This window comes from Albibacterium profundi, from assembly GCF_042159835.1.
Taxonomy (GTDB): domain Bacteria; phylum Bacteroidota; class Bacteroidia; order Sphingobacteriales; family Sphingobacteriaceae; genus Albibacterium; species Albibacterium profundi.
Genome location: NZ_JBBVGT010000003.1, coordinates 281,602 through 299,491, shown reverse-complemented (window position 1 = coordinate 299,491; position 17,890 = coordinate 281,602). Strand labels below are relative to the sequence as shown.

Sequence of the window (17,890 nt, the reverse complement as noted above, 5' to 3'; positions counted from 1 at the left end):
TTAAGCATACTTACATGGCAGGAAACTCATTTGGCGAGATATTCACTATTACAACTTTTGGTGAGTCACATGGCGAGGCGATCGGCGTGATTATCGACGGCTGCCCTCCCAACCTAGAACTGGATATGGAGTTTATTCAGAGTGAATTGGATAAACGTAAACCCGGACAGTCTAAAATTACAACCCAACGCAAAGAAAGTGATACGTTCTCTATTCTTTCGGGGGTGATGGATGGCAAAACGACAGGAACACCGATCATGATTTTGATCCCGAACGAAGATCAACGTTCTAAGGACTATTCCCATATCCGAGATAAATACCGACCGTCTCACGCGGATTACACCTATCAGATGAAATATGGAATTCGTGATTATCGAGGTGGAGGACGCTCATCTGCTAGAGAAACTGCGGCTCGTGTAGCTGCTGGAGCTATCGCCAAGCTCCTGTTAAAGCAATATAATATTGAAATATTTGGCCACGTTTCTGCCGTAGGGTCCATTGAAGCTCCTAATTTAGATTCAGATATCATTCCTGAATTAATAAAAGTACGGGAAAGCAACCCTGTTCGCTGTGCCGATCCTGCAACAGCCAAAGAAATGGAGCGCTTCATCAGTGAAATCAAAAAAGATGGAGACACCGTTGGCGGCCGGGTTTCTACCATCATCCAAGGCGTACCGGTGGGCTTGGGCGAACCGGTATTCGATAAGCTCCACGCCGAACTAGGAAAAGCTATGTTAAGTATCAATGCAGTGCATGGTTTTGAATACGGATCAGGCTTCGAAGGGTCAAAAATGCGAGGATCTGAACATAATGATATTTTCATCAACCCTCAGCATTCATGTGATTCCTTGAGAACGTTGACGAATTTCTCGGGTGGAATTCAAGGGGGTATCTCCAACGGAATGGACATCACGTTTAATGTCGCCTTTAAGCCGGTGGCCACCATTATGAAAAAACAGAAGACCATTGATGACCAGGGAAATGAAGTAGACATCGTCGGAAAAGGTCGCCATGACCCTTGTGTTGTGCCGCGTGCGGTGATCATTGTAGAGGCTATGGCTGCTTTGGTCATTGCTGATCAACTACTTAGAAACAAGGTTTATCAGTAAATTCTCTATTAATTTAATGTAATTTTTTCTAAGCAACATTTGTATCTAGGCTTTTATATGTATCTTTGCTTAGTGTAAATATAACACTAAGCATTTTTTTATGAGAAAAAGTCTATATGCATTGATGTTAGGGGGTCTCGGAATCGGTATTACCGAGTTCGTAATGATGGGCCTATTGCCAGACATCGCCAAGGATTTAGGAATCACTATTCCTGAAGCCGGGCACCTAATTTCCTCCTATGCTTTAGGAGTTGTTATCGGAGCGCCCCTACTTGTCGTTTTATCAGGAAAATATCCACCAAAGAATATTCTACTATTCTTAATGGTATTATTTACGGTATTCAACGGCCTTTCAGCCTTTGCACCGTCTTATACAAGTTTACTAATCAGTCGCCTACTAGCAGGATTACCACACGGTGCCTTCTTTGGTGTCGGCTCCGTTGTAGCCAGTCGCTTAGCACCCAAAGGCAAAGAGGCCCAGTCGGTTTCAATCATGTTCGCCGGACTTACCTTGGCGAATATTGCCGGCGTTCCTCTCGGCACCTATATTGGCCATCATTATTCTTGGCGCTTATCCTTTGCAGTTATCGTACTGGTAGGTATCATTACGCTACTCGCTATCCGCTATTGGATGCCCGTATTACCAGCAAACAAGTCGGTTTCCCTCAAAACGCAGATGGATTTCTTTAAGCGTAAAGAATCATGGTTCATGATACTCATGATCGCCATTGGTACTGGCGGACTGTTTTCATGGTACAGCTACATCGCTCCACTTATGACCGAAGTATCGGGCTTTTCAGCGGACTCAGTAACCTACATTTTAATTCTAGCCGGTACAGGTATGCTGGTTGGTAACATCATCGGTGGAAAATTAGCCGACAAGATATCACCATCAAAAGCGTCTTTTGTATTGCTTTTAACCATGGTTACTTCGCTCCTGATCGTTCATTTCGTATCACACAATCAAATACTTTCTTTAGTCATGACCTTTGTAACCGGTGCGGTTGCTTTTGCATTATCTGCACCTATCCAGATGTTGATGATCAACAATGCAAAGGGTTCTGAAATGCTCGCTGCAGCAATTAGTCAGGCCGCCTTCAACATCGGAAATGCATTAGGTGCTTTCTTGGGAGGGATTCCATTGGTGTTAGGATTTGGTTATACATCAACCCAGCTGGTCGGCGCAAGCATGGCTCTTATCGGCGCCATCATCGCTTGGGTGCTCATTGGTTTATTCAAAGCCAAGAAAGCCAATGAATTGGCAGAGGAATTGACATCGAAAGAACAAATCCGAGAAAAAAGTCAGCCGGCGTTCGACAAGAGCAGAAGACCAGCGATACCCTGCGAATACTAACAAGTTCGCGGAGGCAAGCAACATTTGTCGTCTGTAAGTAAGGCTTTGCACAAAGCTTCGAGCCCTCTCTTTTTTTTAGTATTTTTAATGGAATACAGAACTAGTAATCATTAAATAAAAAAATATGAAAAAAAGAAATCTCGGAGCTTCCGATCTAAGCGTAGCACCCATTGCCTTTGGCGCCAATGTATTTGGCTGGACGCTCGACGAGAAAGCATCCTTTCGGATTTTAGATGAATTTGTAGATCATGGCTTTGACTTGATTGATACTGCCGACACCTATTCTACGTGGGTACCCGGAAATCAGGGTGGTGAATCTGAGACCATCATCGGCAATTGGTTAAAAAACTCCAATAAACGCGATAAAGTAATTATCGCTACCAAGTTAGGTGGCGATATGGGGCAAGGCAAAAAAGACTTAAGTGCTTCTTACGTAAGAAAAGCCGTTGAAGCATCCTTACAACGATTGAAGATAGATTACATCGATCTATACCAAACTCACTATGATGACCTGAACACCCCTGTTGAGGAAACACTTGAGGCATTAAACAAACTCGTTGAAGAAGGCAAGGTTCGTTACATCGGCACCTCAAATCTGAGTCCCGAGAGAATCAAGGAATCGCTCGAAGCGTCGGCCTCTAATAATTGGGCATCCTATATTTCCTTGCAGCCCCTCTACAATCTCCACGAACGCGAGAAGTTTGAAACCCAATATCGCGATCTGGCAAAAGAACATAATTTAGCCGTACTGAACTTTTATGCACTTGCAAGTGGTTTCTTAAGCGGGAAGTATCGCAGCGAAGATGATCTCAACAAAAGCCAACGTGGTCCGGGAATCAAGAAATATTTAGATGAACGTGGTTTTCGTATTCTTTCAGCTTTAGATAAGGTTGCCGGTGAGCATAATGTATCTCAAGCTACCGTGGCGATTGCCTGGCTTCTTCACAAACCAGCAATTGCAGCCCCAATTGCTAGTGCGACGAACTCAGCGCAGTTAAGCGACCTATTAAAGTCGGCCAGCCTATCGCTGAGTCAGGAAGATATGAATTTATTGGATGATGCTAGCGCTTACTAACGTTAGTTCCTGATAGCGAATTATTCACTGCTGCATTCAGTTCTTGGATGTAGCGGTGAAATAACCGAATAGCTTCACGCTTTTCTACTGTCAGGTCGTAGTCAATAGACTCCATCAGGTATCGTTGGATATCAAAATTATCTACGGCCGGAATTTCGTGTATATAAGATTCTCGCCCATCAATTCCTGTCTTCAAAACCTTATTAAAGAGCTCGATGAATGTCGGCGACAGCTTCTTATTAGCCGCCCATACAGCATACGCGAAAGGCAGTCCTGTGAAATTCATCCACGCTTCCCCTAAATCATAAGCATAGGGTTCTACAGCAGTCTTACCAAATGTACGATCGCCTATTAAAACATAAGCATCGGCCTCCCCTTCAACCAATGTGACCGGTACCTGCCAATAATTCTTCAGAAGCACACGTGCTAGGTTATTCGAAGTTCTTGAATGAGAATCCAAACGGAGGGTGTTAATCTCTTCGATTGGCTTTTTACTAAATATAAAGACCGAGTCAACTGCGCCGACTGATCCGATACAGTAATCTCCAATAATATGATAGTCTGGGATGTCTAATAGCGCAGCCACTGGAACCAGTCCTAAGTCGACTTCATCATCGATTAGCTTTTGTGCACAAACGGCAGGAATATCGGTTCCAATTTCCGCATAGTCCAATAATTCCGGGTGAGCCTCAATACCCCGCATAAACGGGATGGTATTCATATACGAAACCGCTGAGACCTTAATCTTATTTAACATATCTTTCTTGATCACCTTTAATTAAACCGACTCGTCCAAAGCATCTAAATGATCGGTATTATAAAATTCGTCGATATGAAAATCCTTACCATCGTAAATAACCTTATACAAGGCCGTATTGGTATGTGGGAACGAGTCCATCGCAGAATATGGCTGCTTTGTTAGTAAACACATCAGCATCCGCATGGCGCGACCGTGTGTGCAGATAAGCACGTTACTATCATTTTTTGTAATCTTCAGAACATCCTTTAAAGCCGCTTCCTGTCGCTCTTTCATCTGATTCGGGCTCTCTCCACCTTCCACGCAGACATCTAGTTCGCCGTTCGTCCAACACTCAATCATCCGATTGAAATCGGCCATCAACACCTCATCATGAACCTTCCCCTCGTAGATTCCCCAACTGATCTCATCTAGTCCGGGATGTTGATCCCATTCAATGCCGTCCTCAATAAAAGCCTGTACAGTTTGATGCGTACGTTTTAAAGATGAGGTAATTATGCGGTCGAACGGAACGTCTTTATAATAGTTATAAAATGCCGCCGCTTGTTTGCGACCATGTTCGTTTAAAGGCGAATTAATCCCCCTTCCTTGAACTATTCCCTGCTTATTTAAATCTGTTTGTCCGTGGCGGATGATATAAAGTGTTCTCTTCAATTTAATTTGTTGTATGATTGTTTTCCAGTACGGGCAAAGGATAGTATTTGGGTTTCACGGTGCCCTCAAACTCCACATCCTTATAGTCCGTAATCACCTTGTAGAGCGTATCTCTCTCAATCGGGTGCCTTCCAACATGCCGGATCAGCTCAACCAGTTGCTGCGTACTCATTGCCGGATTTTGTTCTTCAGAACCCGCCATCGAATAGATCTTTGTGGTATCGTCAAGCGTACCATCTATATCATCTACGCCGAAGGCTAGAGATAGTTGTGCGGTATCGCGACTGATCATCGCCCAGTAGGCTTTAATATGATCAAAATTATCCATGTATATGCGACTAATCGCATAATTACGTAAGTCTTCAATAACCGACACTTCAGGAACGTGGCTCATTTGGTTATCTTTATTGCGAAACTTCAAAGGAATAAATGCCTGAAAGCCACCCGTCTTATCCTGCAATTGGCGTAAGCGTTCCATATGATCGATCCGGTGATGAAACCCTTCAATATGTCCGTACAACATCGTCGCATTGCTCCGCATACCCAACTTATGAGCCTGTTCATGGATATCTAACCATTGCTCTGCATTACATTTATCAGCGGCTATTTGTTCCCTGATTTCCGGATGGAAGATTTCAGCACCGCCACCCGGCATAGAATCTAGTCCCGCCTCGTTCATATACTTCATCCCCTCGTAATGACTTAGCTTCGCCTTTTTGAAGATATAGTAGTACTCAACAGGTGTAAGCGCCTTAATATGCAAATCGGGACGATGTTCTTTTGAACGACGGAAAAAAGAAGCATAGAACTCCAGGTTCTGCTTCGGAACTACCCCGCCAGTTATATGCACTTCGGTAACTGGCTCATCGTCGTATTTACGCACAATGTCCATCATGCCATCAACATCCATTTCCCAGCCTTCATCGCGCTGCTTTATTAGACGTGAATAGGAACAGAATTTACAGTCGTATACACAGACGTTTGTGGGTTCAATATGAAAATTACGATTAAAATAAGTATAGTCTCCGTGCCTTTTTTCACGAATATAATTCGCCAGAGTTCCCAGGTAGCCCAGTTCGCCCTTTTCGAAAAGAATTACCCCTTCTTCAAAGCTAATACGCTCTTCTTCAAGAACTTTCTCAGCAATCCTCTTCAGGTCGGCATCAAGGAGTTTGTCTTCAATTAAAAATTGAAGTTTATTTTCGGCGCTCATGCTTGCTTGTTTCTCACAAATGTACAAAAAGAGCAACATTTTTCCGAATAACCACCGAACTCTTAGATCAAGTCCTTCATGATTTTTTCCACCTTCTCTTCAAGCAGGCGATCCATTTCTCTCGCATCGCTACCAGTATCTCCGTCGACTTTCACATTGCAATAGAACTTAATTTTTGGCTCCGTACCTGACGGTCGTATTGAAATAACATCTCCTTCTGAAGTAATGAACTGAAGCACGTCAGATTTTGGAAGATCTATCACCTCCGTTTTTCCAGATGGCAGCTCGGTCGATTCCGATGTTTTATAATCTTTCACAGTTACTACATCCATGCCCCCTAACGTGGCAGGCGTATTCGAACGGAAGTTAGTCATCATCTCCTTAATCTCATCCGCCCCAGACTTTCCCTTCTTCGTAAGAGAGACCTGCTTTTCTTTAAAAAAACCATATTTCCCATAAATTGACTCTAAAGTCTCATACAAGCTTCTACCTTCATTTTTAAAATAAGCTGTCATCTCAGCTATGAAGGCACAAGATACAACCGCATCCTTATCACGCACCAAGTCGCCAATCAGAAAACCATAGCTTTCTTCGCCTCCTAAAATAAACTCTTTCTTCCCTTCATTGGCTGTCATGATTTCACCGATATACTTAAAGCCAGTCAGCACATTATAACAAGGAACTTGATAGTGCTTAGCAATCTCTTCAACCAAATTAGTCGTAACGATGGTTTTAACGATATAGGAATTATCAAAAGACCGACCCGCCTTCTGCAATGAACTTAAGACATACTCTGCTAGTAAAGCAAATATCTGATTCCCATTAAGCAGCTGGAAGTCGCCTCGGTCATTCTTAATCGCTACCCCTACCCGGTCCGCATCCGGATCTGTTGCCATCACCAAATCAGCATCCAAGCGTTCCGCGTCAGCTATTGCCAAGGCCAAAGCATCCTGTTCCTCCGGATTGGGATAAACCACTGTCGGGAAGTTACCATCCGGTTCCGCTTGCTTTTCCACAACCGATACATTCGTAAACCCCCATGCTCTCAGCGTCTCCGGCACAACGGTTCCGCCCGTGCCGTGAATTGACGAGTACACAATTTTCAAATCGGCCTGCGCTTTAACGAGTTCCGGATTTATAGAAAGTGCATTTAACTGCGTGATATATTTTTCGTCCATCTCCCTTCCAACGACACGAATATTCTCTTCCTTCGCATTAAATTTTATATCATTCAGATCCGTAATCTGATTCACCTCCTCAATGACCAATCGGTCATGCGGAGCCACCAACTGCCCTCCATCTTTACCGTAAGCCTTATACCCATTATACTCTTTCGGATTATGCGATGCGGTAAGCATCACACCGCCGTGGCATGTTAGATGGCGGATCGCAAAAGACAATTGCGGTGTCGGTCTTAATTCATCAAAGAAATAAACAACAATATCATTGGCCGAAAAAACATCGCGAACAATCTTCGCAAACTCACGGGAGTTATTCCGGCTGTCGTAGGCAATTGCCACCCTAATTTCCTCACCGGGATAGGTCTTCTTCAAATAATTGCTGAAGCCCTGCGTAGCCTTTCCCAATGTGTATTTATTGATCTTATTAGTCCCATATCCCATAATCCCCCGCAAACCACCCGTACCAAACTCCAAGTCCTTATAAAATGAATCGGTCAACTCCTCCACTTGATTTTGGTCCAGCATCTGCTGCACCGCCTGATTGGTTTCTGAATCATACGGAGCATTCAGCCAAAGCCGTGCTTTTTCTATTATTTGAGGGTCGAGATTAGCCATGATTATTTGTTTAAAATATATAATTGTTGTTTTGATAAAAATAGGATGAAATTCACGAAACACAAAATAAAAAAGCGGCGCTACTTTTTATAGCGCCGCTTTTTACAAACTTATTTTAAGTTGAATCTGATTTTTTTAGTGCATAGCCCACCATAGAGGTGTCAGCACTGCATCTTCACCATCCAATAACGCTACAGCTTCAGCATAACCTTCTGGATCGTTATTTCTAAATCCTGAAGGATATCTTAAACGTTGTGGGAAGAATTCGACCTGGCTTGTCATATAGTTTGAACTATTCAATGCCGGCATGTCGATCAACGGTCTTTCAATCGCCGGATTTTCAAAGAACGGAAGTCCTAGACGACGGTGGTCGCTCCAAGTTTCCAATGGCAACCAAGGCGTTTGCGCAATGAACTTTTGAGTAATAATCTTGGTTAAATGATCATTATTAACCGTACCATTTTTATACAAGGTGTTTTTTGGATAATTGTAAGTTGTTGTTCCATCAGCACCCGTATAACCATTTTTAAATGTTACGGTTTTTGCCGTCGGCTCGGCCGTATGATCCCAACTTACTGAGGTTCCTACGCGGTTATAGTCTTCTGATGCTAAATAATCAGTTAAAAACTCAGAAACCCCATTGTATACGAAGCTGAGTTCTATACCTTTCTCATAATTATCCTTTGCCGATCCAGGAGCCGACCAGCCCCGAATGCCAGCTTCTGCTAACAAGAAATACGTTTCCCATGGTGCAAAGAAAATACGCTTGTTGTTACTATTTCGATAGCGCTGCGCTAATCTCGGATTAGCCCCTTCCCAAATATAAATTTGATTTTTCGCGCCTTTCTCACCCCAGTCACCGATGGTTGCTGCATTCCATGTGTATTTACCGTCGATTGTTTTCACTACCGCTCCGTCAGCATCTACTAGATTCCTTTCAGTTATGATTGGGTTATCAGCGTAACTTGGGAAGCGACTGAAGTCAGGATTACTGAAATCTCCAGGAACGATGAAGAGTTTGTAGGCACGTGGATCCATGCTATGTGGGATCCCGTCTAACCAGTATCCAGCTGATGGGTCGTTTGACATGGTCGAAATATGATTTTCATATTTTTCTCCCATATAGTCGGCGTCTTGGATTTGATCTATTATTTCAGCATTCGTAAATTGCTCTTCCGATTCAATTCCGCCCAGACCAATAAATAGATTATTCAATGTCGGCGACAATAATTGCGAATTCCATTCACGAGACATCACACCTGACAGATCATTCCATCCCGGCATTTCCTGAACCTCAAAAGTCTCATCCATGGCTGTCAACAACGGTTTAGTTGCTGCATCTTCAAATTCCGCTTTTGCTTTTGTAGGGTCTACTTCTGATAAACGCATGGCCAATCGCAAACGCATCGAGTTAGCATATTTCTGCCATTTTGCATAATCATACTCATATGCTGGATCATTTGCCTTCAGAACATCTGGGTTAGCAATTCCCAAATCTAATTTAGCAGAGGCATCTTTTAACTCCTCTAAACAATAATAGTAGACATCTTTGGTGCTGGCAAAGGTTGGGTTCACCGCTTTAAAGGCATCAATAGGCGCTGGACCAAAATTATCTGAAAATTCACTTAACAGGTAAGCTCGCCAGATACGAGCAACTTGCAGTAAGTTGTTCGTATACTCCTTCACGTCCCCCGCTTCAATTTTTCTTTCAGCTACTTGAACAGCTTCATTGATACGATTTAGCCACGATGCAGACTGATTGTAATATGCAGACGTATAACCATCATCATAAGTACCGTTATTAAAGAATGTTAGCCGATGCTGACGACCTGCCGTTTTCCAGTACAGTACAAATGCACGTTCTGCAACGTCCGGGTTCATTTGAGCACCATTGATAGATGCGTTGATGAAATATTCAACCTGAACCTGTGAATCGTCCGCCGCTTGGGGACTCTTATTAATGTCTTCAAACTTTGAACATGAAGATATGACCGCAGCCATCCCCAATGCCAAGAATGATTTTGATATTTTATTATTTAAGATTTTCATGAGATTTCTTTTTAGAATGAAACGGATAGGTTAACAAGGAATGAACGAGTAGTTGGTCCGCTACCATACTCGAATCCAACAGCGTTGGTGCCCGTTGCATAAGTAGACTCGGGATCTAGACCATTCATTTTACTGTGGATCATCCAAACGTTATTCATCGAAAGACCAATTTTTGCGTTTTGGATCGGTGTGTTATCAAAGAACCTTTTAGGAAGGTTATAATCTAAGGTCACCGTTCTCAGACGTATATTCGTCGCATCGTAAATGTTTGCTTCTGAAATACCTGTGTTTCCTACACCTGCTACCGCTCCCCAATATTGCTGAACCGTAACTGGCGTAGTATTCTCAACGTAACCGTCGCCTGATGCTATCACTCCGTCTACAACCATATCCTCCCGGCTTCCACCCGGAGCAGTAATACCAGCTGTACCTGCAAGTTGCATCATTTGATGCGTACCAGCGAACACTTGACCACCGAAACGAGCATCTACTTGGAAACCTAAGGTTAATCCTTGGTAAGCAAAGGTGTTAATTACACCCAATAAGTCGCTAGCAGACTGGTTTCCTAAACGGGTTTTCTCGTTCGACTGTACCGGCAAGCCATTTTCATTCAACAAGAGTTGTCCGAAGTACTCGCTGCTTTCGTCCGTTACGCGGCGGTAGGAAGTCCCCCAGATATCTCCATAATATTCACCTTCAGTCGCGTTGATAGCAATGTTATCAAATCCGCCCAATGGCAAAGATTTTACATCATCTGCTAATTTTACGATTGTGTTTTGATTTTTTGAATAGTTGACATTCAAGTTCCAGCTGAGTCCTTCTGGGTTGTCAAGGATCAATGCATTCGTCATGATTTCAACTCCTTTGTTCTCAATATTACCCGCATTGATGATTCTTCCTGTGTAACCACTCAATGGGTTCATCGGCAACGTGATTAATTGATTAATAGAGTTGGTTTTGTACCATGAGAAATCGATACCAAAACGATTGTTCAAGAAGCGGATTTCAGCACCAGCTTCCCAAGATTTAATCAGCTCTGCCACTACATCTTCATTGTATAAAGTACCGTTTCTACCAGCAGTAGTATTACCGTCCGGATCTTTTCCTATCCAGTAGGTATTATAAAGTTGATACGCTCCCAAATCGTTACCTACTTCCGCATAAGAAGCACGTACTTTTGCGTAACTCATCCAGCTCGGCACATCACCACCAGACTTATTAATCATTTCCGTAAGCACAAGGGATGTATTTATCGACGGGTAGAAGAATGGGTCTTTCAATGTAGACGACCAATCGTTCCGGAACGTACCCTCTAAGAAAAAATAACCATCATAATTGATTTGAGCCGTACCATACACTGAGTTGATTCTTCGTTCTGAGTAACCTTCGCTAACGGTTGGATTTCCGACACCATTATTGATAGAGAATAAGTTAGGCACAACGAGTTCTCCGGCATTTGAGCTAATACTCGTGCTTTTTTGTGCCATTAGGTTACCTCCCAAACTAGCAGCCCCACCCCATTTTCCCCAAATATAATCTTTTTGGGCAGTGAATAAAGCGCTCAAATTAGTCTCATTGAAATCATTTTTACCTAGACTATAACGACCTGTTGCTGATAAAGGACTTCCAGAATTCAACTTCGTATTGAAACTAGTCTGATAAATATCCGCACCAGCGCGCAACTCACCATTAAGCCATTCAGTGAATTGATATTTCAACAACCCATTAACTAAAAATCTATTTCTTGCATCCTCATTTCTATTGTATAATGAGTTCCAATATGGGTTAATACCATTTCCTGCATTGTACCAAATCATGTTGCCAAATTCATCAACCGAATCTTCAAATCCAGTTATATCCAATGAACGTGGAAACAAATACATCGTCGTGAAAGCGTTATTCGGATTGCTACCGCTCATCGGTCTATTGAACGCTTTCGTATTGATATAGTTAACTTTGGTTTCTGCCGTCCATCTTTCTTCTTTTCCAAATTTAGTAGTTGCCTTAGTTAAAAAGCTGAAACGCTCTAACTCAGCACCGGGAATCTGACTATCGTCTCCCATATAAGATACCGACGAATAAACTGATGTATTGTTATAGCTTTGAGACAATGAAAGGTTATGCTTTTGACTGATTCCCTTCCCGAAATAATTATTCACGTTATCATATGCTCTTAGAGAAACTTGTTCTCCGTTCCAGTTTTCAACGGTTTGTCCTGTGATGGCAGGGCCCCAGCTTGATCCACTTTGGTTGTCAAAAACACCCTCAGTACCCTGTCCGAAAGAATCTTGCATTTCAGGAGTTGTAAAAGCACTTTCAAAACCTACAGAAGTAGAATAAGTTATACCTAAGCCCTCTGATTTACGACCTGATTTGGTTGTAATCTGTATTACACCATTACCCGCTCTGGATCCATATAAAGCAGCAGCAGATGCCCCTTTTAATACAGACATGCTAGCAATATCATCTGGGTTGATATCTCCTAAACCGTTACCCATATCTAGTGAAGGATTCCAGAAGTCATTGTTTGACGCACCTGTAAAATTGTCCATTGGGACTCCGTCGATTACGATTAGCGGTTGGTTGTCACCGGTTAATGAAGTAAAACCACGAAGCACGATTTTCGAAGAAGATCCTGGACCAGCACCCCCTTTTACAACTTGTAAGCCAGCCACTTTTCCGGTCAATGCATTCGTCAAGTTAGGTTCGTTGGCTTGTACTAATGCGTCTCCTCCTATCTCTTGCATCGCATAACCCAACGATTTTTTCTCACGCTGGATACCTAATGCTGTTACGACAACTTCATCCAACGCTTGATTATCTTGTAACATGGTAACGTTGATGACGCTTTGATCACCTACAACAACCTCTTGTGCTGTAAACCCAATCATGGAAAAACTAATCACATCACCTTCTGACGCCTGGATAGAGTATTGTCCATTCGCATCTGTCTGCAAACCTCGGTCGGTTCCCTTTACAAGAACACTGACCCCTGGCAGTGGTCCCATACTATCCGAAACTGTTCCGGATATAGTGTTTTGTGCATATAAAGGTGCTGATAGGCAGATCATCATCATCAGCACAATGCACTTCATGTACATGTTTCTCATAACTATTGTTTTTTCTTTTCTTGTTTAAATTGTTCGTTTTTGATAATTAAGATGTTATTTAAGTATATATGGATTAATGGAATTCATGATTTTCTATGGCGATAGCTAACGCACCAATCAACTCTGCATTATTACCCAGTTCAGAAACAACCAGCTCTGTATTTTCCATCAGCTTCGGTATACAAAACTGATGCAGCGCCTGACGAATGGGTGCGACTAACAAATTACCTGCCTCTGCTCCGCGGCCACTGAGAACGATCAATTCTGGATTCATAATATGGATTAAGGTTGCCAAGCCTTTACCCAACATAAAATTAGCTTCCGCTAAGAGCGAAATCGCCAACTGATCGCCTCTGACAGCGGCCTCCAATAGATGTTCACCTGGTAATTTTGTCGGGTCAGAAAATAATTTAGATAAACTTGATTTTGCCCCCAGACGAATTGCCTCTTTAGCCTTATCAGCGATAACCACCAACGAGGTATCCACTTCCAGACAGCCACGCTTTCCACAAGAACACAGATTGTCATTGTCAGAAAGTGGAATGTGACTTAATTCGCCCGCGTAGCCACTATGTCCACGAAAAAGTGAACCGTTCACTATCATACCCAAACCCGTTCCCCACCCGATATTGACAACCATAACATTACTCAGCTGCCTAGCTGCACCGAAGCGTAATTCAGCATAAGCAATTGCACTTGAATCGTTATCTATAAAAACGGGAAGGCCTATTTCATCTGTAAGGTGATCGCGCAAACTTTTATCAACATGGGTAAAAAAAGAATAATTGATTCCCTCAACAATATTAACAAAACCAGGCATCGCAACGCCTACTACCTGAATTTTGCTACGAGGTATTCCAGACTCTTGAATCGCTTTGTTAATGAAGGAAATTAAACGACCCAGTCCGTCGGTATCTTCGTAATTGTTAATATTTTCAGTAAGGATCTCACCAATCTGATTACGCTTTAGATCGTAGAAAGCTATTCTTGTCATTAGCTGATCGGTTGCCACCGCCACGAAATATTGATCTTTGTATTGACTTAACGAATATTTTACAGGTCGCCGGCCACCAGACGAATCTGTAGGTTCATGAACTTCGATATAACCCTCCTTTTGCAACTCGGCGATTACATTTGTAACATTCGGAATACTCTTATGACAACGATGACTCAACTCTGATACACTCAGCTTCCCATCGTAAAACATCGCTTTTAACAAGGCTTTGCGGAAATCATCTTTAGGTAAAGTCTTTGCCATACACGGATTTAACATTTATTAACACAAACTTAATACACTTTTTATTAATTATGAAATACTTTTTAATTTTTTTTTAAAGTAATTGATTCTATTTAAAAATACAGACAACCGATTGATCAAAAATTGATGGTTCCCGATGCTATTTTAATTTTTATCTTTGCATCAAATTTTTGCAGAATAAAACACATCCTAAACACAATATATAATGGCATTACAATGCGGAATTGTTGGATTACCCAATGTTGGAAAATCAACCTTATTTAACTGTCTTTCGAATGCGAAAGCACAGTCGGCAAACTTCCCTTTTTGTACGATTGAACCGAACGTAGGCGTCATCACTGTGCCTGACGAGCGACTTACCAAATTAAGTGAGTTGGTACAGCCTCAGCGCGTGGTTCCCAACACCATTGAAATTGTCGATATCGCCGGATTAGTTAAAGGAGCTAGCAAAGGTGAAGGACTTGGCAACCAGTTCTTAGGAAATATCCGTACCACTCATGCTATCATTCACGTTCTACGTTGTTTTGATGACGGGAATGTTGTGCATGTAGACGGTTCCGTTGACCCCATCCGTGATAAAGAAATCATTGACACCGAACTTCAATTAAAGGATTTGGAAACCGTAAGCAAGCGTATTCAAAAAGTCGAAAAAATGGCGAAAACGGGTGGCGACAAGGAAGCGAAGAAAACATACGATGTGTTGAGCGTCGTGAAAGACACCTTAGAAAGTGGCAAATCCGTGCGCTCCGCTCCTCTTTCGGATGAAGATTTCGGTTTCATAAGCGACTTAGGCCTATTAACTCAAAAGCCTGTTTTATACGTATGTAATGTTGATGAGGCTTCCGTGGTTTCAGGGAATGCCTACGTAGAGCAAGTTAAGGAAGCAGTTAAAGATGAGAATGCGGAAGTATTGATTATTTCGGCAAAGATTGAATCTGAGATCGCTGAGCTTGAAAGCTATGAAGAGCGTCAGGTTTTCTTAGAAGATCTGGGGCTTTCGGAGTCAGGTGTAAACAAGCTCATCAAAGCAGCTTATAAATTACTGAACCTGTCAACTTACTTCACCGCTGGGGTGCAAGAGGTTAGAGCCTGGACCATCACGAAGGGTTTTACTGCTCCGCAAGCCGCTGGTGTTATCCATACCGACTTTGAAAAAGGCTTTATCCGTGCCGAAGTGATCAAGTACAATGACTTCGTAACCCTAGGCTCAGAAGCCGCCTGTAAGGAGGCTGGTAAACTCAGCGTAGAAGGAAAAGCCTACATCGTGGAAGATGGTGATATTATGCACTTCCGTTTCAACGTTTAAAGCACTTAGATCAGCAAATTATTCGTAGATTTGGTTATGGGTCACCCATTTAAACTCATACCATAATGAATAAAAACAGATTTGTACTTCCCAGCATCATTATTGGTCTCGCAGCTATTATAGCTACATTTATCATTGCTAATGGATTCAATAATATTCGGAACAATGATGAAACGATCACTGCAACGGGTTCCGCAAAAAAGCTAATCGTATCAGACCTAGCGGTATTAAGCGGAACCTTGTCAGCAAATGCGACTTCCAGCGCAGATGCTTATAACGAGCTTCAAAGACAGAAGCCGATTTTAATCAAATATCTAGTGGATAATGGTTATCCAGAAGCTGACATTGAGTTTCAAACAATCAATACCAACCCCAATTACTATTATGATGAGAATGGGCGTAATCGAGGCATCTCCTCTTACACATCTTCTCAGACCTTTCAATTGTCATCGAGCAATGTAGAAAAGGTTAGAGAAACCTCCATTGATATCAGCTCGCTTGTACAACAGGGGCTCGATTTCAGGGTTCATCCACCGCAATATTATTATACAAAAATAGGCGAAATAAAAATAGAGATCCAAGCAGAAGCCGCAAAAGACGCAATGACCCGCGGGAAACGAATCGCAGAAGCTACTGGCAGAAAACTGGGCGCTTTACGGAGAGCAAGAATGGGCGTCATTCAGATTACACCGGAGAACTCCAATATGGTTTCCGATATGGGCATCAATGATGTATCATCAATTAGAAAGGAAATTACAGCCGTAGTGAATGCTGATTTCTCAATCGATTAATTTCTCGCCGCTTTCCAATAACTTGCAGACTCTTTACCCACAAACCTATTCGGCAAACAATTCATTGAGGCTTTCGGACATGCTTGGATGCGTATAGATCTGATCACGGAGGACTTCATACCTGATACCTGCGTTCATTGCTAATTGGACGAGGTTAATTAGCTCGTGTGCTTCCGCACAATGCAGCATGCAGCCAAGGATCTTACCCGAATCCTTTTCCACAATTGCCTTCAAGAGCCCATCTTTTTGTTGCAGAATGGCAGCTTTCGGAATTTTGTTGGCCGGCAAGGTAAAAACCAGGTAATCCAGCCCTGCTTCCTTTACCTCCGTTTCATTCATCCCAACGCGAGCGTATGGTGGTGTAATAAAAAGTGCCGTTGCAAAATCTTTTCTCTTTTTCAAGGAATTATAGTAGGATTTATTGATTTGACTTTTGATAATCCTGAAATCGTCCAATGAGATGTAGGTAAATTGTGGTCCACCGTTTACATCGCCAATCGCCCATACATTTTCCGCGCTTGTTCGCAATTGGTTATCCACGACAATGAAGCCTTTATCATCCGTTTTAATCCCAGCCGCTTCTAAGTTCAACTTCTTCGTCACCGCTGCACGACCCGTAGCTAGCAATACTGCATCAGCCTTCATCGTTTTCTTGTCTCCACCTTGCTCATAGCTCAACTCTACACTCTTCTTCTTATCTAAAAAAGCTTCAACCTTCGCTCCTAAAACCACTTCCAGTCCTTTCGTCTCCAAGGACTGTTGTATCGAGTCACGAATGTCAGGATCCTCGCCCGGCAAAAAGATATCGCCTCCATCCAGTATAATGACCGTGCGACTTCCGAACTTCAAAAACATATCTGCAAATTCCAAACCGATGAAGCCGCCGCCCACGATGGCCAGTCGCTCCGGCATTTCATCAAGCGCCATCAAGGTCGTGCTGTTATAAATCCGCCGACCATCCGCACCATCAATTTTTGGAATCAAGGGTTTGGTTCCCGTATTGATGAAAATCCGATCCGCAATCACGGATTTCTCTCCTCCTTTGGTCAGCACCTTCAGTTCTTTTGCCGATACAAATGATGCAAACCCATCAATGACCGTTGCATTCTTCGCATCCGCCAACTTATCATAATTTTTTTCACGCAACGTGCGAACGAGCTTATCCTTTATTTTCCGGGCTTTCCCAAAAGACATCCCTTTCTCTCCGTTGACAATTAGCGACTTCGTAGGAATACAAGCCACATTGATACACGTACCTCCATACATCTCCGTCGACTTTTCAATAATCGCAACTTCTTCCCCCTGCGCAGCCAACCAAGATGCTAGGGTCTTTCCACCTTTGCCAAAACCGATAACAATATTGTTATAATGCTTTTTCATGCTTGAGGTCTCCCATTAAAGTTTGAGTTAGGCAAACG

13 protein-coding genes are annotated in these 17,890 nt (G+C 42.6%); 5 read left to right on the top strand and 8 right to left on the bottom strand.

Annotated elements, in window-relative coordinates:
- The first annotated feature begins 14 nt into the window (after positions 1-14).
- The 3 genes from aroC to WKR92_RS12810 all read left to right on the top strand — a co-directional run bounded on the left by aroC (position 15) and on the right by WKR92_RS12810 (position 3,538).
- The gene (gene aroC, locus WKR92_RS12820) at positions 15-1,109 is read left to right on the top strand and encodes a chorismate synthase (protein ID WP_375558230.1); all 1,095 of its coding nucleotides are present in this window, start codon (positions 15-17) and stop codon (positions 1,107-1,109) included.
- A 100-nt stretch (positions 1,110-1,209) separates the two neighbouring features.
- Positions 1,210-2,463: an MFS transporter gene (locus WKR92_RS12815; RefSeq protein ID WP_375558229.1), complete on the top strand. Its 1,254-nt coding sequence runs from the start codon at positions 1,210-1,212 to the stop codon at positions 2,461-2,463.
- A 124-nt stretch (positions 2,464-2,587) separates the two neighbouring features.
- Positions 2,588-3,538 (top strand): aldo/keto reductase, encoded by a 951-nt coding sequence (locus tag WKR92_RS12810; protein WP_375558228.1) that lies wholly within the window; start codon positions 2,588-2,590, stop codon positions 3,536-3,538.
- Here WKR92_RS12810 and WKR92_RS12805 read toward each other — a convergent pair.
- From WKR92_RS12805 to WKR92_RS12775, 7 genes are all read right to left on the bottom strand, one after another.
- Positions 3,525-4,295 carry a menaquinone biosynthetic enzyme MqnA/MqnD family protein gene (locus WKR92_RS12805; protein WP_375558227.1) on the bottom strand — a complete coding sequence of 257 codons (771 nt, stop codon included), beginning with the start codon at positions 4,293-4,295 and terminating at the stop codon, positions 3,525-3,527. The genes WKR92_RS12810 and WKR92_RS12805 overlap by 14 nt on opposite strands.
- A gap of 21 nt (positions 4,296-4,316) precedes the next feature.
- Positions 4,317-4,949, bottom strand: coding sequence for a histidine phosphatase family protein (locus WKR92_RS12800; RefSeq protein WP_375558226.1), 633 nt, complete (start codon positions 4,947-4,949; stop codon positions 4,317-4,319).
- A 1-nt stretch (position 4,950) separates the two neighbouring features.
- Positions 4,951-6,162 (bottom strand): aminofutalosine synthase MqnE, encoded by a 1,212-nt coding sequence (mqnE, locus tag WKR92_RS12795; protein ID WP_375558225.1) that lies wholly within the window; start codon positions 6,160-6,162, stop codon positions 4,951-4,953.
- A gap of 62 nt (positions 6,163-6,224) precedes the next feature.
- The gene (locus WKR92_RS12790; RefSeq protein WP_375558224.1) at positions 6,225-7,958 is read right to left on the bottom strand and encodes a phospho-sugar mutase; all 1,734 of its coding nucleotides are present in this window, start codon (positions 7,956-7,958) and stop codon (positions 6,225-6,227) included.
- A gap of 135 nt (positions 7,959-8,093) precedes the next feature.
- The gene (locus tag WKR92_RS12785; RefSeq protein WP_375558223.1) at positions 8,094-10,007 is read right to left on the bottom strand and encodes a SusD/RagB family nutrient-binding outer membrane lipoprotein; all 1,914 of its coding nucleotides are present in this window, start codon (positions 10,005-10,007) and stop codon (positions 8,094-8,096) included.
- 11 nt (positions 10,008-10,018) lie between these two features.
- On the bottom strand, positions 10,019-13,117 hold the full coding sequence (locus WKR92_RS12780) for a SusC/RagA family TonB-linked outer membrane protein (protein ID WP_375558222.1): 3,099 nt from the start codon (positions 13,115-13,117) through the stop codon (positions 10,019-10,021).
- Between the two features lie 73 nt (positions 13,118-13,190).
- Positions 13,191-14,375 (bottom strand): ROK family transcriptional regulator, encoded by a 1,185-nt coding sequence (locus tag WKR92_RS12775; RefSeq protein ID WP_375558221.1) that lies wholly within the window; start codon positions 14,373-14,375, stop codon positions 13,191-13,193.
- A 205-nt stretch (positions 14,376-14,580) separates the two neighbouring features.
- Between WKR92_RS12775 and ychF the strand changes: the two genes are divergently transcribed.
- Positions 14,581-15,681, top strand: a complete 1,101-nt coding sequence (gene ychF / locus WKR92_RS12770; protein WP_375558220.1) for a redox-regulated ATPase YchF — start codon at positions 14,581-14,583, stop codon at positions 15,679-15,681.
- 65 nt (positions 15,682-15,746) lie between these two features.
- Positions 15,747-16,472: an SIMPL domain-containing protein gene (locus WKR92_RS12765; protein WP_375558219.1), complete on the top strand. Its 726-nt coding sequence runs from the start codon at positions 15,747-15,749 to the stop codon at positions 16,470-16,472.
- Positions 16,473-16,517: 45 nt separating this feature from the next.
- On the opposite strand, the gene WKR92_RS12760 is transcribed toward WKR92_RS12765, so the two are convergent.
- Positions 16,518-17,852 (bottom strand): FAD-dependent oxidoreductase, encoded by a 1,335-nt coding sequence (locus WKR92_RS12760; protein WP_375558218.1) that lies wholly within the window; start codon positions 17,850-17,852, stop codon positions 16,518-16,520.
- Between the last annotated feature and the right edge of the window lie 38 nt (positions 17,853-17,890).